This window comes from Providencia sp. Me31A, from assembly GCF_050487165.1.
In the GTDB taxonomy this organism is placed as follows: Bacteria; Pseudomonadota; Gammaproteobacteria; order Enterobacterales; family Enterobacteriaceae; genus Providencia.
In genome coordinates this window covers 160,026-183,132 of record NZ_JBKQGZ010000001.1, presented here as the reverse complement: position 1 = coordinate 183,132, position 23,107 = coordinate 160,026, and the positions used below count along the sequence as shown (strand labels likewise).

General features: G+C 38.9%; 18 protein-coding genes. 15 read left to right on the top strand and 3 right to left on the bottom strand.

All coding sequences use genetic code 11. The features are described from left to right. Positions 1–40: 40 nt before the first annotated feature. The 6 genes from ACLPIE_RS00910 to ACLPIE_RS00885 all read left to right on the top strand — a co-directional run bounded on the left by ACLPIE_RS00910 (position 41) and on the right by ACLPIE_RS00885 (position 7,671). Positions 41–1,225, top strand: a complete 1,185-nt coding sequence (locus ACLPIE_RS00910; protein ID WP_430258798.1) for a CaiB/BaiF CoA transferase family protein — start codon at positions 41–43, stop codon at positions 1,223–1,225. Beyond that, positions 1,222–2,361, top strand: a complete 1,140-nt coding sequence (locus ACLPIE_RS00905) for an acyl-CoA dehydrogenase family protein (protein ID WP_430258796.1) — start codon at positions 1,222–1,224, stop codon at positions 2,359–2,361. The genes ACLPIE_RS00910 and ACLPIE_RS00905 overlap by 4 nt, the downstream gene beginning before the upstream one ends. A 277-nt stretch (positions 2,362–2,638) precedes the next feature. Beyond that, positions 2,639–4,078 (top strand): purine-cytosine permease family protein, encoded by a 1,440-nt coding sequence (locus ACLPIE_RS00900; RefSeq protein ID WP_430258794.1) that lies wholly within the window; start codon positions 2,639–2,641, stop codon positions 4,076–4,078. Between the two features lie 178 nt (positions 4,079–4,256). Further along, positions 4,257–5,012 (top strand): electron transfer flavoprotein subunit beta/FixA family protein, encoded by a 756-nt coding sequence (locus ACLPIE_RS00895; RefSeq protein ID WP_430258793.1) that lies wholly within the window; start codon positions 4,257–4,259, stop codon positions 5,010–5,012. A gap of 14 nt (positions 5,013–5,026) precedes the next feature. After that, positions 5,027–5,977, top strand: a complete 951-nt coding sequence (locus tag ACLPIE_RS00890; protein WP_430258791.1) for an electron transfer flavoprotein subunit alpha/FixB family protein — start codon at positions 5,027–5,029, stop codon at positions 5,975–5,977. A gap of 11 nt (positions 5,978–5,988) precedes the next feature. Next, the gene (locus tag ACLPIE_RS00885; protein ID WP_430258789.1) at positions 5,989–7,671 is read left to right on the top strand and encodes an electron transfer flavoprotein-ubiquinone oxidoreductase; all 1,683 of its coding nucleotides are present in this window, start codon (positions 5,989–5,991) and stop codon (positions 7,669–7,671) included. Positions 7,672–7,751: 80 nt separating this feature from the next. On the opposite strand, the gene ACLPIE_RS00880 is transcribed toward ACLPIE_RS00885, so the two are convergent. After that, positions 7,752–8,471: a UTRA domain-containing protein gene (locus ACLPIE_RS00880; protein WP_430258787.1), complete on the bottom strand. Its 720-nt coding sequence runs from the start codon at positions 8,469–8,471 to the stop codon at positions 7,752–7,754. A gap of 273 nt (positions 8,472–8,744) precedes the next feature. Here ACLPIE_RS00880 and ACLPIE_RS00875 point away from each other — a divergent pair, with 273 nt between their 5' ends. The 7 genes from ACLPIE_RS00875 (at position 8,745) to ACLPIE_RS00845 (ending at position 16,422) form a co-directional block, all read left to right on the top strand. Continuing rightward, positions 8,745–9,998: a hypothetical protein gene (locus ACLPIE_RS00875; protein ID WP_430258785.1), complete on the top strand. Its 1,254-nt coding sequence runs from the start codon at positions 8,745–8,747 to the stop codon at positions 9,996–9,998. Next, positions 9,995–11,125 carry a hypothetical protein gene (locus tag ACLPIE_RS00870; protein WP_430258784.1) on the top strand — a complete coding sequence of 377 codons (1,131 nt, stop codon included), beginning with the start codon at positions 9,995–9,997 and terminating at the stop codon, positions 11,123–11,125. The genes ACLPIE_RS00875 and ACLPIE_RS00870 overlap by 4 nt, the downstream gene beginning before the upstream one ends. Before the next feature lie 354 nt (positions 11,126–11,479). Beyond that, a complete protein-coding gene (locus tag ACLPIE_RS00865) occupies positions 11,480–12,154 on the top strand; it encodes a CsgG/HfaB family protein (protein ID WP_430258782.1) in 675 nt (224 codons plus the stop codon). A gap of 6 nt (positions 12,155–12,160) precedes the next feature. Beyond that, positions 12,161–12,517 (top strand): DUF4810 domain-containing protein, encoded by a 357-nt coding sequence (locus ACLPIE_RS00860; protein ID WP_430258781.1) that lies wholly within the window; start codon positions 12,161–12,163, stop codon positions 12,515–12,517. Continuing rightward, positions 12,514–13,170, top strand: a complete 657-nt coding sequence (locus tag ACLPIE_RS00855; RefSeq protein ID WP_430258779.1) for a DUF799 domain-containing protein — start codon at positions 12,514–12,516, stop codon at positions 13,168–13,170. The genes ACLPIE_RS00860 and ACLPIE_RS00855 overlap by 4 nt, the downstream gene beginning before the upstream one ends. Before the next feature lie 537 nt (positions 13,171–13,707). Further along, the gene (locus ACLPIE_RS00850) at positions 13,708–15,111 is read left to right on the top strand and encodes a tryptophanase (RefSeq protein WP_430258777.1); all 1,404 of its coding nucleotides are present in this window, start codon (positions 13,708–13,710) and stop codon (positions 15,109–15,111) included. A 63-nt stretch (positions 15,112–15,174) separates the two neighbouring features. Beyond that, positions 15,175–16,422, top strand: coding sequence for an aromatic amino acid transporter (locus tag ACLPIE_RS00845; RefSeq protein WP_430258775.1), 1,248 nt, complete (start codon positions 15,175–15,177; stop codon positions 16,420–16,422). Positions 16,423–16,520: 98 nt separating this feature from the next. On the opposite strand, the gene ACLPIE_RS00840 is transcribed toward ACLPIE_RS00845, so the two are convergent. Both ACLPIE_RS00840 and ACLPIE_RS00835 read right to left on the bottom strand, forming a co-directional pair. Beyond that, a complete protein-coding gene (locus tag ACLPIE_RS00840) occupies positions 16,521–17,468 on the bottom strand; it encodes an energy transducer TonB (RefSeq protein WP_430258773.1) in 948 nt (315 codons plus the stop codon). 20 nt (positions 17,469–17,488) lie between these two features. Further along, entirely contained in the window at positions 17,489–19,624 is a 2,136-nt protein-coding gene (locus ACLPIE_RS00835; RefSeq protein ID WP_430258771.1) for a TonB-dependent receptor, read from the bottom strand. A 473-nt stretch (positions 19,625–20,097) separates the two neighbouring features. Between ACLPIE_RS00835 and ACLPIE_RS00830 the strand changes: the two genes are divergently transcribed. Next, positions 20,098–21,648: a methyl-accepting chemotaxis protein gene (locus ACLPIE_RS00830; RefSeq protein WP_430258769.1), complete on the top strand. Its 1,551-nt coding sequence runs from the start codon at positions 20,098–20,100 to the stop codon at positions 21,646–21,648. Between the two features lie 243 nt (positions 21,649–21,891). Continuing rightward, a complete protein-coding gene (locus ACLPIE_RS00825) occupies positions 21,892–23,106 on the top strand; it encodes a tyrosine-type recombinase/integrase (RefSeq protein WP_430258767.1) in 1,215 nt (404 codons plus the stop codon). Position 23,107: the final 1 nt, after the last annotated feature.

The following is a 23,107-nucleotide window of genomic DNA, read 5'->3' as shown; positions in this document are numbered from 1 at the left end:
TTCATCGGTCGGCAACTTTCTAGAATAGAAGGAATTCAGTATGAATACTGCGCTAACTCAGAAAAGACAAGGGCCACTGGCGGGGATCAAAGTGATCGATTTAAGCCGCGTATTAGCGGGCCCTTATTGTACGGGAATGATGGCCGATCTTGGTGCGGAAGTGCTCAAAATTGAAGTGCCGAGTCATGGTGACGATAGCCGTCATCTAGGGCCTTTCATTGATGGCGAAAGTGTTTATTACGGTTTGATCAACCGAGGTAAACGCAGTATTGAGCTTGATCTTAAAGCCGATGAAGATCGGGCTATTTTATGCCAATTAGTTAAAGAAAGTGATGTGGTCGTTGAAAATTTCCGTCCGGGTGTGACCAAACGACTCGGCATCGACTTTGATAGCTTAAAGCAACACAACCCCAAATTAATCTACGCCAGTATTTCAGGCTTTGGGCAGAACAGTCCGCTGGCGGGCTACCCTGCGTATGACATTGTGGCACAAGCCATGTCAGGCTTGATGAGTGTGACAGGGTTCCCTGAAACAGGGCCAACTCGCAGTGGTGAATCCATCGGTGATGTCTGTGCAGGCATGTTTGCGTCTTGGGCTATCAGTAGCGCATTATTTGCGAGGGAACGTCATGGCGAAGCCGCACAGTATATTGATGTTGCAATGGTTGATGTCTTGCTGAGCATGCAAGTTACAGGGCTTTCAAACCTGTTTGCCCATGACAAAGCGCCCAGCTTAGTGGGAAATCGCCATCCTGTTTCGACTCCATTTGATACTTACCGCGCAAAAGATGGCTTAGTGGTGATTGCTATCGCGAGCGAAAAACTGTTCCAACGTTTTTGTGAGTGCATGGGAAAAAACGCGTTATGTCAGGACTCTCGCTATGCAGATGACCCTAGCAGAACGCGCCATCAAGCTGAATTACGTATCGAAATTGAAAGTTGGACTAGCCAAAGAACGGTTGATGAAGTGTGTGACTTATTACTCAATGCTGGGGTACCCGCTTCGCCAATTCATAATTTATACCAAGCGACTCAAAGTGAGCATGCTCAAGTACGGCAAGTGCTGACGTATTTAAATGACGGTGGCACACCGTTAATTTCTCAGCCCGTCTTCTTCAATGGTCAGAAACCTCATTCAACACGGCGAGCACCGGTATTAGGTGAGGCTAATGCCGTGTATAAATCAATGAAAACAAAAAATAAAAATGCGGAGGTTATGCAATGAGTTTTGTTATTAATGAAACGGAACAAGCGATTGTTGACGCCGTCGAAAAGGTCTGTCAGGACATTTTACAGGCGAATGCACAACGCTATGACGAAACAGAAACTTTCTGCGCCGAAAGCTTACAAGCACTAGGGGAAATGGGCTGCTGGGGGATTAACTTGCCTGAACAATATGGCGGCTTTGGTATTGGCAGTATTGCCATGAGCCGAATTGTTGAAGCTGTCGCTGCGGCTTGTGCCTCTACTTCATCGGCGTTGACAGCACATTTTCTAGCCACAGACTCTATTTTGATTGGTGGAACGGAAGAACAAAAAGCCTACTGGTTGCCTAAAGCAGCGGCCGGTGAGCTTTTAGGGGCTTTCGGCTTAACGGAACCTGCCGCAGGCTCAAACCCTGCGGATATGCGCACTGTGGCAGTGCGTGAAAATGGAGGCTGGCGTATTCGTGGCAATAAGCACTATATCACTAACGCTAAAGAAGCGGATTTTATTGTGCTATATGCCAAAACGGATGTTGAAGCGGGGGCTCGTGGGATCAGTGCATTTATGATCCCTAAAGGAACCGAAGGCGTCGCTTTTTCACAGCCAGAGAAAACGATGGGGTTACGCGGCAGTACGATTTATGAATTAGCGCTAAATTGTTGGTTACCGGAGTCAGCTCTATTAGGTGAAGAAAATAAAGGGTTTCATACCGCGATGGAAGTCTTAGACAAAGGCCGAGTTGAGGTTGCAGCGACTTCCTTGGGGATTGCTCGCGCTGCAATGGAAAGTGCTTTAGGTTGGGTAAAAGAACGCCAAATTGGTAAAAAGCCACTCGCTGCATACCAAGGGACACAATGGCGCATCGCAGATATGCACACTCAACTTGAAGCCGCCCGTATGTTGACATGGCAAGCCGCAGAACTGCGTGATTCAGGAGAGCGTTTTAGTTTGCAATCAGCAACGGCGAAATTATTTGCGGCTGAGTGTGCTGGGTTTGTCACTGATGCGGCATTACAACTGCATGGCGGCTATGGTTATATTCGTGATTTACCTCTAGAGCGTTATGTTCGAGATGCGCGAATTTTGCGTATTTTTGAAGGAACGTCGGAAATCCAAAAAATCATTATTTCGCGTGCGGTGTTAGACGCAGTCTGATTTATTTTAATAGAACTTCAAATGGGTGGTCGGGACAGGCGAACACCCGTTTATTAAGTAATATGGAAAGCACTACCTGATAACAGGATCATGGAATAAAAAACACAACAATAATCAGGTTTAAGAATGTATTTCAATTAGCTATTACGGGTGAATAATAGATAAAACATCACCCACGTAATGTTTAATAACTGTATCTTACGACTGTAGTTATTACCTACCCATTACGATTAATTGGTTCATTCTTTAAGCCAGCCTTGCTTAAAGAGGAGTTACCATGACAGTTTCAAACGACATCGCAACAGGACAACAAAAACGTCAGGAAAATGTACCATTAATCGAAGCACGTTCCATCGATTATATTCCAGAATCTGAACGCCACGGCACCTTATCGAGCCAATTCACTTTATGGTTCGGTTCAAACTTACAAATTACCGCCATTGTCACCGGTGCACTTGCTGTCGTACTGGGTGGGGATGTATTTTGGTCATTAATTGGCTTATTTATTGGTCAATTACTTGGTGGGGCGGTCATGGCATTGCACGCAGTGCAAGGGCCTAAATTAGGGTTACCACAGATGATTTCTAGCCGTGTACAGTTTGGCGTATACGGTGCAGTTATTCCTATCTTATTGGTTTGTATGATGTATGTAGGTTTCTCAGCCAGTGGTACGGTATTAGCGGGGCAGGCGGTAGGTCAATTACTGCATGTGACTGACTGGGTTGGCATCTTAATTTTTGGTGCGGTGATTATCGGTATCACCATTTGTGGATATCGGATTATCCATATTTTAGGAAAAGTCGCGAGCGTGGTGGGGGTTATCACGTTCTTTTATTTATTTTTCCGACTGTTTTATATGAATGATGTTTCTGTATTACTGGAAAATCGCCACTTCGATTGGACTCATTTTCTATTAGCAATGTCATTATCGGCTTCTTGGCAAATCGCATTTGGGCCTTACGTTGCTGACTATTCACGTTATTTACCGACTAAGACTCCAACAATTAAAGCCTTTATGGCAGTAGGTGCTGGTACTGTGATTGGCACTCAAGCCTCAATGATTTTAGGGGTTTTTGCCGCAGCGCTTGCAGGTAACCAGTTTGCGGGTAACGAAGTGTCTTATATTGTGGGCTTAGGCAGCACAGGTTTAATAGCTGCACTGTTATACATCAGTATTTTCTATGGAAAAGTAACAATAACGGCACTGAATGCTTACGGTAGTTTCATGTCTATGGCTGCAATCTGGTGTGGTTTCCGTGGGAAAAGTCAAATTTCTCGAGGTCAAAGGCTATTTTTCATTATTCTGATGGTGAGTTTTTCAACCATACTCGGGTTAGCAGGGCAACATTCGTTCTTAAAATTATTTTCTGCCTTCTTATTGTTTTTACTCGCCTTCTTTACCCCTTGGAGTGCAATTAATCTAGTTGATTATTATTGGGTGACCAAAGGCCGCTACGATGTCCCTGAACTGGCTAATCCAAACGGACGTTATGGTCGTTGGAATAAAGTGGGGATGACCACTTACATCATTGGGGTATTAATTCAATTACCGTTTATTTCAACGGGTTTCTATACCGGGCCTTTAGTTGAAAAGCTAGGTGGGGTTGATATCTCATGGATTGTGGGCTTAGTCGCAACCAGTATTATTTATTATGTTTCAATAAAACAATGGCCGATGTCAGTGGCGGACCGGTTGATATTGCCGACAAACAAATAACCTTTCTACTGAAAAATATAGCATTAGCGAATAGATAAAAAGTAAAAAACGAGATTACCAATAGCAGTGAAATATTCACTGCTATGGCTTCTCTCAACTTAAAAACTGATTTTATAACCCATCATTTAACGACATGGCTATATAAGCCAACAGCGAAAGAATTGGGATAGGAGTTGCTATGAAAATTTTAGTCGCAGTGAAGCGAGTGATAGATCATAACGTCAAAGTTAGAGTAAAAGCCGATGGCTCAGGGATTGACTTGGCGAATGTCAAAATGGCCATTAATCCCTTTGATGAGATTGCGGTGGAAGAAGCCGTACGTTTAAAAGAAGCAGGGAAAGCAACTGAAGTTATTGCGGTTTCTGTGGGGGATATTAGCTACCAAGAAACACTACGCAGTGCGATGGCGATTGGAGCAGATCGTGCCATTCTTGTTCAGCGACCGGCGGAATTAACACTCGAACCTTTAGACATCGCGCGTTTGTTACAGCAAGTGGTTGAGCGTGAACAACCTTCCCTCATTTTATTGGGGAAACAAGCGATTGATGATGACTGTAATCAAACAGGGCAAATGCTATCGGCGTTGTTAGATTACCCTCAAGCGACATTTGCTTCACAGATTTTGGTGCAAGGGCAGTCACTGCAAGTGACTCGGGAAATTGATGGGGGGCTTGAAACCCTTGAAATGCCGTTGCCAGCGGTGGTGACAACGGATTTGAGGTTAAATGAACCACGCTATGCAACCTTGCCTAATATCATGAAAGCAAAGAAAAAACCTTTAGACATTATCGATATTACAGAGATGAACTTCTCCCCACTAGACCAAGTTAAAACGATTAATGTCAGTGAACCTAAAAAACGTATGGGGCAATGCACCTTGTTGAGCAGCGCCGCTGCATTAGTGAGTGAACTGCAAGCAAAAGAAATACTGTAACAGAGGGAAAACCTATGAGCCAAACATCAGTGTTAGTGATTGTCGAACATGACGAAAAAACCATAAAATCATCTACTTATCATAGCATTACGGCTGCTCATGAAATTCTCGTTGCAGGAGGGGAGCTGCACTTGTTGGTGGCAGGCGGCAATACTGCTAACGTTACTCAACTAGCCGCAAGCTTAAAGGGAGTGGATAAAGTCCTCGAAATACAATCGGAAGCTCTTGAAGGGCAATTAGCGGAGCCTATGGCTAAATCGATAGTTGAAGCAGCTAAAAATTATTCACATTTACTGTTTCCTGCAACAACTTTTGGGAAAAATATCGCTCCGCGAGTGGCTGCGATATTGGGTGTTTCTCAGCTATCTGATATTACTCAAGTCATTGATGAAAAAACGTTTGTCAGACCTATCTATGCCGGAAATGCCTTGGCGACAGTACAAAATAATGGTCAGCAAGTGGTGATCACTGTCCGTAGTTCTGCATTTTCAGGGGGATATGAAACACAAAACAGTGCTGAAATTGATAAATTGGCGGTAGTGGATTTACCTCAGCCTACAAAGTTAATAAAACAATCTTTGACGCCGCTTAGCCGTGCAGAATTGAGCTCTGCCAAAGTGGTTATCTCTGGTGGACGAGGGTTAAGTTCTGGGGAAAACTTTGCGTTATTAGAAACTATTGCAGACAAGCTAGGCGCTGCTGTTGGAGCCTCCCGTGCCGCAGTAGATGCCGGCTATGTGCCTAATGATTACCAAGTTGGGCAAACAGGGAAAATTGTTGCGCCTGATTTGTATATTGCGGTGGGAATTTCAGGTGCAATTCAACATGTTGCAGGTATGAAAGAAAGTAAAGTGATCGTCGCCATTAACAGCGATCCTGAAGCGCCAATTTTCCAAGTGGCGGATTATGGCATTGTTGGCGACCTGTTTGAGATCTTACCTGAATTTGATAAAGCATTGGCGTAATGGAGGGGCTCATGGCTATCGACAATATTGAGAAAATAAATGAGGCTCCCGAGCGGGAATCGATGGAGTTCGATGTCCTGATTGTCGGTGGCGGGCCTGCTGGATTATCTGCTGCAATACGCTTAAAACAGCTTGCAGCAGAAAAAGGCGCTGAGTTATCTGTCTGCTTAATTGATAAAGGGGCAGAAATAGGGGCTCATATTTTATCAGGCGCGGTGATAGACCCTCGAGCGCTTGATGAATTATTGCCGGATTGGCAACAAAAGATTTCATCACCATTAACGTCCGTCAATCGTGACCAATTTTTATGGCTGAAGGAAAATAAAGCCAGCCGCTTGCCTTTAGCGTTATTACCCGCTTGTTTGAAAAACAAAGGTAATCTTATTGGTAGTTTAGGACAAATTTGTGCGGCTTTGGCTACCGAGGCTGAAGCGTTAGGTGTCGATGTGTTTGCGGGGTTTGCTGCCACGCAGTTGCTATTTGATGAGGCGGGAAAAGTGATTGGGGTAACCACAGGAGACATGGGATTAGATAGAGCAGGTAACCCCACAGCCATGTACCAAGCGGGTATGAATTTAGTGGCGAAAATGACCTTTTTTGCGGAAGGGTGCCGTGGTCAACTAGGTAAACAATTGATCTCCCACTTTGATTTGGCGGCGAATAGTGGCAAACAAACGTATGGGCTGGGGATCAAAGAAATTTGGCAAATCCCAAAAGAGCAGCATCAGGCAGGCTTAGTGATCCATTCGGTAGGTTGGCCATTAGATAATCAAACCTATGGTGGCGGTTTTGCTTATCACTATGGTGAGGATCTGGTTGCTGTGGGGTTGGTTGTTGGTTTGAATTATGAAAATCCTTATTTATCGCCCTTTGAAGAGTTTCAGCGTTTAAAAACGCATCCTGAATTTAGTGCTTTTTTATCGGGTGGCCAGCGTATTAGCTACGGGGCTAGAACAATGGTTGCTGGGGGGATAGCCGCATTACCTGAGTTAAGTTTTCCGGGCGGGGCATTAATTGGTGATGATGCGGGGTTTTTAAATGCTGCACGGGTTAAAGGCACCCATTGCGCTGTCAAAAGTGGCTCGTTGGCAGCAGATGCATTATTTAGCTGTTTGCATGATGAAACAATCGATTATCAACAATTTAAACGAGTCTTTCGTCAACTATTTGAAGAAAGCTGGCTATATCAAGAATTACATCAAACCCGCAATTTTAAGCCATATATGAAAAAAGGGCTAATCGTAGGCTCAATGCTATTTGGTGCTGAGCAATTATTATTAAAAGGCAAAAGCCCTTGGACGCTGAAATTAAAACAGGCCGATAATGAAAGCACCAAACAGGCAAAAAATTTCCAACCGATTATTTATCCAAGGCCTGATGGAAAGCTGACGTTTGATAGGCCGTCTTCTGTATTTTTATCAAACACTAACCATGAGGAAGAACAGCCTTGTCATTTGAAATTAGCAGATGTCGTTATTCCGATTCAAATTAATTTGGCCAAATATGCTGCTCCTGAAACACGCTATTGTCCAGCTGGAGTGTATGAAATTGTGGGGAATAATCAGGAAGAAAAACTGCAAATAAATGCACAAAATTGTCTGCATTGTAAGGCTTGCGATATTAAAGACCCTTTGCAAAACATCACGTGGACAGCTCCACAAGGCGGTGAAGGCCCTATTTATCAAGGAATGTAATACTTATTATTTATTGTGATATGGATGTGCTTGATATTTTATATTTATCAGTCGCTTTGGGGCATTGTTGCCCCATTTTTTTATTGATTATTATCGATACGGGTATGCAATTTAAATTTGTATCGTGAACCGGCGGTAGTCATATTCACATGACTAATTAAGGTATTTCCTGTCCAAGTACGTCGACTAAGCTGTAAACAAGGTGAGTTTTCTTTTATAGATAAAGATTGTGCTATCGATTTTGTTGCTAATATGGCCTCAATGGTGTGCTCCATTTCACTCACGGGAAAATGACGCTGTAAATAACCACTCGGTGTTTCAGTATCGCCGTATTTTTGGTTTACAAACTCAGGGACAATAGCATGGTTTACATAACGTTCTTCTAACATCAATGGAATATCATTTTCAAAATGAAGTACCTTGCAATAGCCGACGTTACACCCTTCTGCGATGCCTAGCTGTAAGGCAATCTCAGAGGATGCAGGGATCACTTTTAATTGCAGTTGATGGCCACTATATTTATTCCCACTTAATGATATCTCATCAAAAATATCAAACGCTTTTGTAACAGGAAGCTCATATTTTTGAGTAGCAACAAAGGTGCCTTTCCCTGCGATCCGATTCAGAATCCCTTTTTGGCTTAATTCTGAAATGGCTTTATTGACGGTCATACGGCTTACATTGAACTGTGCACACAGTTCAAGCTCGGTGGGAATTTGTGTTTCAGGTTTAAAAATCCCCAAATCAATGCTGCGTAAAATGTAAGACTGAATTTGCTTATATGCAGGTTGTGATGTCATCGCTTTTATTCAAAATTATCGTTAAAAAGGGGAGGTAAAATTACTTTATCGCACCGTTCACTTACAAGCTTTGTATTGAATGCAAGTTTATCAGTAATTATTGGCTTTACTAGTAGGAGGCTCCCATTTATAGGTATAACCTTTAAGATAATAGGGGATTAAAGTCGCTAATCATTGTCTGAATTATTTTATTATAAGGTAAGTTTTACTAGGGCTATATACCTTTATTTATTATCATTATGTTAATTTTACTTAGTGAATTAGGCATTGATGATGCAAGCTCAATATTTCCATGTCAGTCTTACTCAGTGTGATTATCGAAATGTCAGCCCAATGGGGATGGTAAGGCTGATTGCCTCAGAAAAAATATTTTTCTTTAATCAGGGAGATTTCTCAAATAGCGAGATTTTTTTAGAACGTTTACAACAAGGTGACTCCTTGGTTATTTGTGCAAAAGAGATGAATGATGGCAGTTATTGGGTTGAGTGGGTCTACCATGAACAACATGGCCGCTTAGAGCCTGATAGAACAGTCGGTTTTACGCGAAGGTTAGGGATACAATATTTAATTTCATTGTTGTTAATGATGCTAATTCCTGCGGTGTATTATTGTTTTATTAACGCAGATGATAGTATTTTAATGATAATCTTAGTGGTGATTTTAAGTTGTGCCGCCTTTGGCGGAATTGTCTTATTTGGTATTGTGTTAGCCGAAACTAAACATATTTTAAGCCCAAAACGAAAATTAATTTTAAAGGCGCTGGATTTGGTTATTGATGGGCAATACCAAAAGAGTGAGCAAGGGAATCAAATTGAAATTTTAGGCATTAAAAGTACGGAAACCAAAGCCAATAAATTATGTAAACCAGTTGATAACTATCGCAGTAAAGCGTCATTATTTGTCACGCGAGGGAAGGTGGATATCACGTCAATCCATAGCTTAACAGTAGCTAGGGGGGATACAGAGCAAAAACTCAATCATGTCGGTTTGCAAATTAATAACAGCCATATGGATGTCCTAGTTTCAGCCAATGAACCGTTATTTAACAACCATAATCTTTTTATTGCTCAAGGTGATGAACTTGAAGTTTTTCATAAAAATATTAAAAAACATTCAAAAGAGCAGGTCATTTTTGGTATTTATAATCATCAAGATGGACTAGCTTACAGTTTGATAGGCAAGGGAGCTCCACAAGAAAGGGGATTTTATTTCGGGTTGTGGGGGGTTACTTGCTTGCTCTTATTATTGTTTGTCCTGATGGCCGGAGGGTTTTCAATTTCTGAAACCCTAGAGAAAGGTGGATATTGGGATTATTGGGATTGGGTCAATATTGTAGATACTGGCATGCTATTTATCAGTTTCGCAAGTTCGATTTTATTCGGTATTAGCTTCTTTATTGCGCTATGTGTGGCGATATATTTTAAACTATCTCCGAGAGGAAATGGGTATTATCAAGCGCAATATGTATTGAAGCATTTACGTCGCCAGAATGGTCAAACGGATTATGTCACGGAGGTGCGTTCATGAACCCATTTCTGAGTCGACGTTTTCTCTTTTTATCTTTAGTCTTCGCGTTAATTTTAGTCTTCACTTTCGTGGTTTTTGTTCGTGATAGTACGGTGGATTGGCAGAGGAAACACTATAATAAAAATAGTGCTCCAATTGGAAGCTATGATTTTGCAACGACATTTCCAGCTGAGAATGGGATGTTAATTGTTGCGCAAAAAAGTGGCCGTTCTAATTATTATTACTCTTCTTATAATACTTATATGCCTTCAAGCGAATACGATAACCAGATTTTGTTTGCAGATAATCAAGGCGTGCATTTCATTACTTATAGCGACCAAAGCTTTTATAATGCAGTTTGTGAAATAAAACAGTGTTTAATGATGTTCAGCGATGGCTATCAAACCGTTAATTTAACGGATTTTTCAGTGAGCGAATTTACACCTTGGAGTAAAAAACCGGGTGAACTATTTTCAACGTTGATTATGGGAAAAATCTACCAGTCAAAAAACGCCCCAGTCTATGTTGCTGCTGATAGCCAAAACATTTTTACTAGCGCTGATAAAGGGGTTACATGGAAACATTTTATCAATGTTCGAGATTTGGCCAAGTCGTTATTTCCTGAAGAAATTGAAGGGAATTCAAATTTTGCCTATGCAACTTATCGAGATAAAATTGTGATGTGGTATAGCTATGGCAATCAAATGGGGTCGCTGGAAGTTATTCTCGATATCCCTACTAAGAAGATTATTAGCAGTAAATGGCTACCAGTACGTATTAATGAAGCTGCACAAAATCTTAAAGGTGATATTTTTGTTATTGCTCAAGAACCTTCGCGCCGATTGTTTTCTTTAATGCAATTTCATACCAATGGAAACTTTGAACTAGTCGCAGAAAGTGGCTATAACAACTTACATAGTTTAAATGTTGGGAGCCAAGGGTTAATTGTTTCGAGTTCAGGCAATGGTTCACAACAATATCTGATGATGGATTTTGCTACAAAGGAAATTCGTTATCGCCCGGAACTTCCGCTATACAATAAGATATTTAATGGAGAAAATCAGTCCTTTATTGAAATAGAAGGTACTTACTCAAATGAGCGCGGCCTCACTAGAGGCGCTCAGATTTCTTACCAATCTGCGTTTTAATGTGACGAATCCATGAGGTGTGATATCACACCTCTATATTATAGTTTGATTATCTATTACATTTATAAAATAAGATTGGTAATTATTTTAATTAGAACTGATTTATTGATTTTATCCAGTAATTAAATGTTTATTATTAAATATGACTTGCTATATTCATTTTTTTAATTTAGTTAATCAAATGATTGATTAACTCTAATAAACCTTAGTTATATTATGATTGTTGTGATTGAGAATAATGAATTATTTTAAATAACACAAGAATAGTTAATAATAACTAGATTCAATTCCTCATTTAATGCAGAATAAAGTTGCAATAACTTTTTTATCTTTATTTTTTATTGAGAAAGCTAAATGAATATATCTAAACTCAGTGTTGCATCTGTTTTTATTGCGGGTGCGCTATTAAGTGGTTGTGCTAAAGAATCTTCACGTTCATTGTCTGTAGAAAAAGTCGCTACTTATAATACAAATTATTCAGGGCCAAAAAGCCCAATATCTATAGGGAAATTTGATAACCGTTCTAGTTATATGAATGGAATTTTCTCTGATGGAGTTGACCGTTTAGGGAATCAATCCAAAACAATTTTGATGACTCATCTTCAGCAAACGGGACGCTTTAATGTACTAGATCGCACTAATATGCAGGAGTTAAAAGAAGAAGCGGAAATAAAAGGGCAGTCTCAGCAACTAAAAGGTGCAACTTATGTGATTACTGGAGATGTTACCGAATTTGGCCGGAAAGAAGTCGGAGATCGGCAGTTATTTGGTATTTTAGGACGCGGTAAAACTCAAGTTGCTTATGCAAAAGTTAATTTAAATGTTGTTAATGTTCAAACATCTGAAGTGGTATTTTCTTCCCAAGGTGCTGGTGAATATGAATTATCTAATAGGGAAGTTATCGGTTTTGGTGGCACAGCAAGCTATGACTCAACGTTGAATGGCAAAGTATTGGACTTAGCAATTAGGGAAGCGGTCAATAACTTAGTTTCTGGCGTTGAAAGTGGTGCATGGCAACCTGCTAAATAAGGGAATATGATGAAATTTAAGTTATTGATTATTTTAGCAGGGACTATTTTATTAAATGGTTGTGTGAAAGAACCTAAACCGTTATATAACTGGGATGGCTATCAAACAACGGTTTATCAATATTATCAGCAAACAGAGACTGGTCCTCAAGAGCAAATTCAAGCACTGAAAAAGAATTTGGAAATGAGTAAAGCAAAAGGATTATCGACCCCTCCGGGTTTACATGCGCATTTAGGGCTATTGTATTCAACAACTGGTGCTATTGACCTTGCTATGCAGGAATTTAATGCTGAAAAGTCATTGTACCCAGAATCCGCAGCTTACATGGATTTTCTAATGAAGAATAAAGGAAAGGTAAAATGAAAAATTTACTTATGCTGACTGGATTAGTTATGGTTTGGCTGCTATCGGGGTGTGCGCAACCAACTAAATTTGACTACACAGCATTTAATCAAAGTAAGCCTAAAAGTATTTTGGTGTTGTTACCACAAAATAGTTCACCAGAAGTTCAAGCTAGCCATAGTTTACTATCTCAAACTGCTCTACCTTTAGCGGAAGCTGGGTACTATGTTTTTCCTGTGGCGGTAGTGGAAGAAACATTTAAGCAAAATGGGATGGTAAATGCGGGGGATATTCAGGCGGTTTCACCTGCAAAATTACATGAAATATTTGGTAATGATGCTGTTCTTTACCTAAATATTACAGAATATGGGACAAGTTATCAGGTTATAGCAAGTGACACGCGTGTTACTGCGGATGCAAAGCTTATTGATGCAAAAACTGGAACATTATTATGGAGTGGTTCAGCAACGGCATCGAGTACTGAAAATAATTCATCCTCTAGCGGTATTATTGGTATGTTAGTTACAGCCGTCATAAATCAAATTGCGGATACTATGACAGATAAAAGTTATACAATTGCGGGTGTAACAAGTGCTAGGTTATTGTCTGCTGGTAAACCTAATGGAATTCTATATGGGCCTCGATCACCTAAATACGGTAAAGATGCACAGTAGTTATTAATTATTTGAAAAATGGGTAAAATAGAATAAAAATATTTTACCCATTTAACTTAATTCTATTATTGTTTAAGTTAAATTAACCTGTTTAATTAATTTTTTACATCATGCATACTTATTTTCTTAAGTATAATTAAATGGAATTTAATAATATTAAATTCTTTTTTATGATATGGAAGTGATACTGTGACTTAAATCAAGTTGTCTTAGCTTCTTTCACTAATAGTGTGATATAAGTACAAAAAAATGACAATTTAGATGACATTAATAATATAACTGTTATATATATAGTGTAGTTAGCTGTACTAATTCCTCGTTGATAGGAGTCATAGTATGTTCTTGTTAAACGAATCACTAATATCAAGGTATTTCTTCTATATGAAGAAATGGTTCAATATGGACATTTCTTTAGCCTTCTTTTTCCCAAACACATAATCCTTTTTTCTTACTTTGAATAGTCGTTAGCTTATTTTTTATAAGCTCGAATTTCTATTTTCTATTTTTATTATTTAATGAAAAATTAAAGGTATTATCATGGCTAAAAGAATTGTAGAACCATTCCGTATTAAAATGGTAGAAAATATCCGTATTCCAAGTCGAGAAGAGCGTGAAGCCGCTTTAAAAGAAGCGGGATATAACCCATTTTTACTGCCAAGTAGTGCGGTATATATTGACTTATTAACGGATTCAGGCACCAACGCCATGAGTGATCATCAGTGGGCGGCAATGATCACAGGGGATGAGGCGTATGCAGGATCTCGTAACTATTATGATTTAAAAGATAAAGTTAAAGAGATGTTCGATTACGACTATGTGATCCCAGCTCACCAAGGTCGTGGCGCTGAAAATATGCTGTTCCCTGTATTATTAAAAGTCAAGCAGGAACAAGGGGGAGCGAAAAAACCGGTATTTATTTCTAACTTCCACTTTGACACAACAGCAGCACACGTTGAATTAAACCATTGTAAAGCAATCAATATTGTTACCGAAAAAGCCTATGACTCAGATACTTATTATGACTGGAAAGGTAACTTTGATATTCAAAAATTGAAAGATAATATTGCACAGCATGGCGCCGAAAACGTTGTAGCGATTGTTTCTACCATCACTTGTAATAGTGCCGGTGGTCAGCCTGTATCTATGGCTAACTTGAAAGAAGTATATGAAATTGCAAAACAACATAATATTTTTGTTGTTATGGACTCTGCGCGCTTCTGTGAAAATGCATATTTTATTAAAGAACGTGATCCTAAATATAAAAATGCCACTATTAAAGAAATTATTCTTGATATGTATAAGTATGCTGATGCATTAACGATGTCAGCGAAGAAAGACCCTTTATTAAATATAGGTGGTTTGGTTTGTATTAAAAATGATGAAAAAATCTTTACTCTGGCAAGACAGCGTTGTGTACCAATGGAAGGTTTCGTGACCTATGGTGGATTGGCTGGTCGTGATATGGCAGCTATGGTACAGGGGCTTGAGGAAGGCGCTGGGGAAGAATATCTGCATTATCGTATAGGACAAGTTAAATATTTAGGAGACCGCTTGCGTGAAGGGGGAATTTCAATTCAGTATCCTACAGGTGGTCATGCGGTATTCGTTGATTGTAAAAAACTTGTTCCACATATTCCGGGCGATCAATTCCCTGCCCAAGCTGTTATTAATGCATTGTATTTAGAGTCAGGTGTGCGTGCCGTTGAAATTGGCTCATTCTTATTAGGACGAGACCCTGAAACAGGTAAACAAAAACATGCAGATATGGAATTTATGCGATTAACAATTGCGAGACGTGTATATACCAATGACCATATGGATTATATTGCAGATGCTCTTATTGGATTAAAAGATAAGTTTGCAACCCTGAAAGGTCTTGATTTTGAATATGAACCACCCGTATTAAGACACTTCACAGCAAGATTAAAACCAATTAAATAATAGGTAGCTCTTGTGGTTCCCGTGCAATGCGGGAACCTTATCCTTATTCTTAAGGTGAATACCATGAAGAATTTAGCAGCCAAGAAAGAACCCTCCATAATGGTAGGGGGTTTTGTGCTAGGCGGTGCAATGATAGGGGCGGGGATGTTTAGTTTGCCTACTATTATGGCAGGAGCTTGGTTTATTAACTCTGTAGTTATTTTATTAATTGTTTGCTTTTTTATGTTTCACTCTGGAATTTATATTCTAGAATGTATATCCAAATATGGAGCAGGAACAAATTATTTTTTTATCTCTAAAGAATTATTACCAAAATGGGCTTGTTATATTGCAAATATAGCATTGATATTTGTTCTTTATATATTAATTTATGCTTATATATCAGCAGCAGGTTCTGTTATAAAAGAAGCAGCCGCTATTTATGGGTATAATATTAATTTAAGACTAATATTTGTATTTTTTACATTAATATTAGGTGCGAGTATTTGGTGGAGTGGTGTTGGAGCTAGTCGTTTAACTTCATTATTTTTATTCATTAAAATAGTGTTGTTTATCCTGGCTTTCTCTGGCCTATTTCTTATTGTTAAAACAGACTTACTATTAACATCGCCAGTAGAAGGTGGGCAGGCATCATTACTGCCATTTGTTTTTATTATTATTCCCTATGCGATCACTTCTTTTGGTTATCATGGTAATGTTTGCAGTTTATATAAGTTATATCATGAGAATGAAAGAAAAGTTGTTAAGAGCTGTATTATTGGGTGTATCTTAGCTTTAGTTCTGTATTTCTTATGGATACTAGGCACGATGGGGAATTTACCTAGACCTGAGTTTTTAACTATTATTAATAAAGGTGGTAATTTAGATGCATTTATTGAATCGCTATATGCCGTTCTTAATAGTAAGCATATTGCAACGTTCTTGCTGTGGTTTTCTATCAGCGCAGTATTTTGTTCATTCTTAGGGGTTGCTATAGGGTTATTTGACTACATTCTTGCCTCATTGAACTTTAAAGATAACCCATCAGGTCGAATGAAATCAGCATTGTTATGTTTTTTACCTCCACTTATTCTTTGCATGTTATTTCCAAACGGTTTTTTAATTGCAATTGCTTATGCAGGTATGGCTGCATGTATCTGGGCGATTATTTGTCCTGCAATTATGGCATTAAAAGTAAGAGAGCGCTTTCCCGATTCAAGATTCAAAGTATGGGGTGGAAAAGGATTAATTTATGCTGTTATCGCCTTTGGCGTGTTAGGTATTGTTTGCCAACTCTTAGCGCAGTTTAATTTATTACCGATATACCGTTAATTTTTAAATTTATTATATAGTTAACTGCAAAGGTACAGTCGGATTTTACTGTACCTTTTTTCTATTTAATGAATAAGTCTGATAATATTGATAATGTATTAATACTGAAAAATGATGGTTTTCTTAAAATACATTTTAATGCTTTGTCCTTGGTAAATGATGGGTTTAAACGTCATTTTTTTTATTGCTTTCATCGCTTCTTCTTTAAAGCCTAAATCAGGAATTTTGCTATTCAATATTTCTATGGACTCAACTTGGCCATCTAATCCAACTAATAGCCGGATTTGTACTTTAACAACTTTTGTATAACCCAAAGCGCGAGCTTCTTTTGGATATTTGGGGATTGCATCTTGTAAAATGGTATAGGAAATTCCATTCGAACCAAGTGCGGTATAGCTGCCATCTCCATTTGCTACAAACTGACTATTACCCGATAAGGTATTCATACCTTGGCCACTTTGACTATTTTTTGATACCAATGAACTCGAGTAATAATCACTTTCAGCCGTTGAATTGGACGGCTTTACTTGTGTTTTTGCTTGTGAGTTTGACTGCGTTATTTGATGGGTGGAATTATCTATTCTTTGAATTTTTCTTTCTTGTTTTTCCTGCTCAGGTTTGAGAATAGGTTGAACCGGCCTAGGTTTTGTTATTACTTTTGTCTTTTGTGCAAGTAATGGGGATTCAACGGTATTATCAATAGGTATATTTACAGGAACAGCCTCATTTTTAGGTTGAGTTTTAGACGGTATTTTACTTTTACTGGGTTGAGATTCACTTGTCACTTTCTGTTGAGATGCGGGGTTGGTGCTAGAGGTTTGCTCCGATATAGCTTCTTGCCTCTGCGACTGACTTTTGTTACTAGGCAAGCCTGAGCCCCCTTGAGATCCCATTGGTCCTCCAAGGGATAGTGTCATCGTTTCTACACCTTCCACCATGGGTAGCGCCCTACCTGTTTGTAGGGCGATGAACATAATGGCAATGATATGGATAACGAGTGACACCGCTAAAGCGAGTTTATAATGAAAAGGCGTATGTATAGTCACTGATACGTTTCCTGTTTAAATCAATATGTCGCTTTAATACCTGCAAAGAATGAGCGCTCATTTCCGGGGATCAATGAGCCATAGCCTGCGGTAACGTAGTCATAGTAAGTTTTGTTCATCAAGTTAGTGACTCCGCCATATAATTCAATATGTTCAACAGGGACATAACGAATACTAAGGTCGATAAGTTCGCGAGATTTCACAACACCGTCTTCCTCTTTATTGGCATCGGAGAGAAAATTATTGTACGAACCGTAATAGGTGTATTGAATATCTCCTGATAAATCTTCAGTAAAGTCATATTTTACTTTTAGTTTAACGGAGTGCTCAGGCACTTTCGTCAAGCCACTTTTAGTATAGTCGATGGTATTTTTACCATTTTCTTCCAAAAAATGGCGACCATGACTGTTGTAATCTGAGCGTCCTCTAAGCCATGAATAAGACTCTTGGAACGTGAAATCGCCGAGTGTTTGCTGGAAGTCAACATCTGCTCCCCAACGGCGAGTTTTCAGCAAATTCATTGTCTTAGCATCGTTGACACTAGTGAGATAAATACGATTTAGCTGATTATTCGTATTGGATGTCCAGAACGTGACATTGACAGTACTAAACGCTAACTTGTCTCTTAAACCGACCTCAAATAAGTCATATTTTTCATCTTCGGCCTTAGTCGGAGTGTAAATTTTCTCACCATTAACGACAGATTGGTCACTAATTTGCAAGCCGTCAGGAAGGGTGTAGCCACGTTCATATCGGCCATAAACTCGGCCTGTATCGCGATAAAGGTAAGCAAGAGAAAGTTCAGCAGCGGTATTCCAACGGTCTGATGTGCCTGACCCATTTACTGTGCCACTTTTATCAAATGACCATTCGGCCAATTCACGTCTTAGCCCTTGAGTAAAAACGAATTGATCTGACTTCAGGCTGTTAAGGGCATAAATTGCCTTTGTTGTTTTATCATAATCGAAATTATGAGGAATTCCATAATACCGGCCTTTAGTGTCTTTTTTATAACTCCCAATATAATGAATAGACGCCTTTTGTTTTGCATAATCGACGCCTAAAAGTAGATTACTATCATCAAGATAGCCAATATCTAATTTAATTTTTGTACCATGACTTTTTTGATTAACTTTTTGTTCCCAGTTGGCATTATTAGTATAAAAACCATCAGTATAGAAAACGTCAGTAGCAAAATTGAGTTTATCCGTAAATGCATTTTGGTAACTTAAATTATAGCTATCCACCTCGCGGTCACCGATCAAATAACCGCTGATCGTTTTTTTAATTAGCTTACCATTCTCATCAATGCCGACGGTGACGGTTTTATCTGGTGGAACATAGTCCTTACCAAATTTTTTGATATTACGTGAGGTCAGTGTTTTGACGTATTGAGAGCTTTCTGTGAGATGGCTTCCTCGTAACATGAGGCTTTGATTTGGAGTGAAATCCCATCTTCCACCTAATGAATAATATTCTGAATTACGGTAAGTATCTTTATAGTAAAGGTCTCGGTTTAGTTTGCTTGCTGTACCTAAAATTGAAAACTTATCGCTAACCCGAGCACCCAAATTAGCATTCAAGCGATATCCTTCTGAGTTCCATTCAGATAAAACACTTGTTTTGGGGTTAGCCATACTTCTCAGATTCGAAGTGATATTAATGACTCCACCAGCAGTCCCTGAGCCGTAGATAACGCTTCCACCGCCGGGAATAATTTCAATACGCTCAAGTTGTTCTACGGGAATAATATCGTAGTTAGTCGTATAAGGGTGATTTGCTAATGTCGTAATTGGAGCCCCATCAAGTAATACTTGTAGATTACGTTGTGAGGTTTCGGCCCCTTGTCCTCGCAAGTCTATATTTCCTTGCCCAGAGGTATCGACACTAATACCAGGAACGGATTTAAGCACATCAGAAATTGTACGATTTCCCTTACCTTGAATATCTTCCTTTGAAATAACAATAATTTGTTTGGTATCTCGCAAACGCTCTATTTCAACGTAGTCAGGTCGTGCATAGCTATCTTGTAGCTCAATTGCATTGGTAGCATCTTGAAGCTGCGATAGCTCTAGCTCTTTATTGTGTGCATGAGTCGCAAAAGAAAGTGTTGATAACGTAATGAAACACATAAATTTTGGCTTAAATTTAACCATGTTGTTTCCAACGGAGGAAATATTTTTCATTGGAGTAGGTTTGCCTTTTATAATGATAATGCAAATGATAATCAATATTATTATATTGTTATTAACTTCAAGATCAATTAATTTAAACCAATTCATAACATGCCTAATTATTTGATTTAAGTGGAAATAATTTATTGACTTAGGTGGCATATATTATTAAGAGGATGGTGATTTTTACGCGAATTTAGGTATGAAAATAGCGAACGGAATGGCTCGTTTATTCAAGTAGGATGCTCACATTTAGCGATCCACTTCAAATTACTCATATTAATTTCAAATTTTTAATTTTCTCTGATCCTCAAGATCAAATAGTAACCCTCTTGAAATGTAAGTAATTTTACCTGCAAAGAGTGAAAGGGGGCCAAATCCAGCAGTTAAAATATTTTTCTATAGAGCCGATAAAGTTAAATATTGTCAGATTATCCCACCAAAAGAGAAATTCTATGCAGAAACTTCGAAATTACTCCATTCGCACTGTGGTCTTAGTTTTATTAAGTATTTTGTGTGCGATCTTGGGGGGAACGAACGTATACAGCGGTTGGGCGCTATCACGTATTGCAGATGGAAATAACATTGATAGGCTGTTAGTGAAACAAATGACAGTGATCAGTCAAGGCAATGATCAATATTTTCGTTTTGTCACCCGGCTAACCCGGGTAATGGAAAGTAAAAGTGAAGGCAAAACAGTGGACTACGGGCCCGTTAAAGAGGCGATGTCCAATATGGAAAAATATTTAGAGCAGATGAAGTCGATTTCTCCTGGGCCAATGACTCCTGAAATAGCAGAACAGTTAATTAACAATTGGCAATCACTACTGAGTGATGGCGTGAAGCCTCAATTAGCCCTTAGTATGGAAAGCGATGCGAATAAATATTTGTCTCACGCCCATAATGTCACTCCTGCATTGAGCCGAGCTTTTGGCGCGTCAATGCAAAAATTCAACCAGACAGCGGAAGAATTCATTAACCAAGCTCAAGAACAGGTCGATAAAGTGATCGATATGACAAGAATGGTCATGGTTGTCACTGCAATATTAGGGATTTTTATGCTTATTTTTACTGACCGTTATATGGTAGAGATGATGCAAAAACCATTAGGATTATTGAGGCAGCATTTCATTAATATCGCCACAGGAAATTTAAGCCATTCTGTGCAGCCATTCGGAAATAATTGTGTAGGGAAATTATTTCCAATACTTGAAGGTATGAGAAAAGACTTGAGTGAGTCGGTCAATGCAATCCGACAAGGAAGTGAAAATATTTATCTGGGTGCTAATGAGATTTCAAATGGAAATAATGAGCTTTCATCGCGTACCGAAGAGCAAGCGGCTGCACTCGAAGAAACGGCAACGAGTATGGAAGAGATCACGGCTGCTGTTCAGCTAAATATGGAAAATACCCATCAAGCTAATCAATTAGCGGGTAAGGCATTTGTGGTGGCTAATAAAGGGAGTGAAATTGTTGGCTCGGTGGTCATGACCATGACGGAGATTTCTCAAAGCTCACAAAAAATTGCGGATATTATTAACATGATTAACAATATTAGTTTTCAAACTAATATTTTAGCGCTGAATGCTTCAATTGAGGCGGCTCGAGCTGGTGTACACGGCAGAGGTTTCATGGTAGTTGCGGCAGAAGTTCGTAAACTTGCGAGTCATAGTGCTGATGCGGCAATGGAAATTGAGCGGTTAATTGCAGACTCAGGAGCTTGTGTAGAAAAGGGAACCGGGTTAGTTAATGAAATGGGCAAAACGATGGAGAATATTTTGCAAGGGATTAATCAGGTGACTGCGGTAATGAAACAAATCACAGTGGCTTCTGAAGAGCAAAGTAAAGGGATAGCTCAGGTTGGGGCAGCAATCACTCAGATGGATGGAGTCACGCAGCAAAACGCGTCTTTAGTTGAGCAGGTTGCGACAGTAGCCAATTCATTAACGTACCAAACCCAAGAATTGCAACAGGCGGTACAGCAGTTTCATTTATCCTCAGTTTGATAATAAAAAGCCCTCACTGCATCACAGTGAGGGCCTACAAAAACACTGCATTAACCGACTAGGATTAGTTCATGCCGTATTTTCATTTTTTTAGTTTTCATGCTATCTGATGTTATCTAAATATACAATAAAATCAAATGGATAATTAAATCCTTTACTGTATATTGTTCCAGTGTTTATTGACGTTTTCGTATTCTTACATCAGACTATGTATAAACATTTGTATAAACAATCTGGATTATCATGGCAAATGAACTAAATAAATTGAGTGATAAAAAGGTTAAAGCCCTTTATGGCAAGCCTGTATCTAAAATTGAGTTCGTGGCTGATGGAGCAGGGCTTAGTGCTAAGGTATCTGTTGCTGGTGGCGTAAGCTGGGTTTTCACCTATAGATTAGATGGTAAGAAGTTAAACCGTCTAACGCTAGGTCGCTACCCTGATATGAGTTTAAAAGAAGCTAGGGAACTACGAGATAAATGTCGTAATTGGTTAGCATCAGGGAAAGATCCAAAGTTACAACTAAATCTTGACGTACAATCCTCCTTGAAACCAGTAACTGTTAGAGACGCTTTAGAATATTGGATTGAAAACTATGCCAAAGACAACAGAGCTAATGTTGTTCGGCATATAGCGCAGTTAGAGAAACACATTTACCCTTATATTGGTGAAATGGCTTTAAGTGACTGTGAAACTCGCTACTGGCTCAAATGTTTTGACCGAGCACGAAAAGAATCCCCGGTTGCAACTGGCTATATATTTCAAATGTGCAAACAGGCATTAAAATTTTGTAGAGTTAGACGATATGCAATTAGTAGCGCACTCGATGATTTAACTATTCCTGATGTAGGAAAAAAACAAAATAAAAGGGATAGGGTATTAACTGATAATGAATTAGGTCAGTTATGGAAATCCGCCAATGAGAAAAAGCATATTCCTTATTATAATTACTTAATAAGAATATTAATTGTTTTTGGTTGTCGCTCCCATGAGGCTAGATTATCAGAGTGGAAAGAATGGGATTTTAACAATTGGCTTTGGACTGTGCCAAGAGAGCACACGAAAACAGATGAAAAAATAATTCGTCCGATTCCTATATTTATTAGAGAGTTTATTAATGAGTTATATGGCCTAAATAAAAATACAGGTTATTTGTTGGGTGAGTTAAAAAACCCCGAAACTATTTCCCAATTTGGGCGTATATTATGGAAGAAGTTTGAACATTTAGAGCCTTGGACTTTCCATGATTTAAGGCGAACATTTGCAACTAAGTTAAATGATATGGGAATATCTCCTCATATTGTAGAACAACTACTAGGGCACTCATTGCCGGGTATCATGGCAATTTATAACAGGAGCCAGTATCTACCTGAAAAGCTTGATGCTTTGAATAAGTGGTGTGATAGATTAAATTTAATTTATAATAAGTCTGATAATATTATTATATTAAAAGTGAGATAGC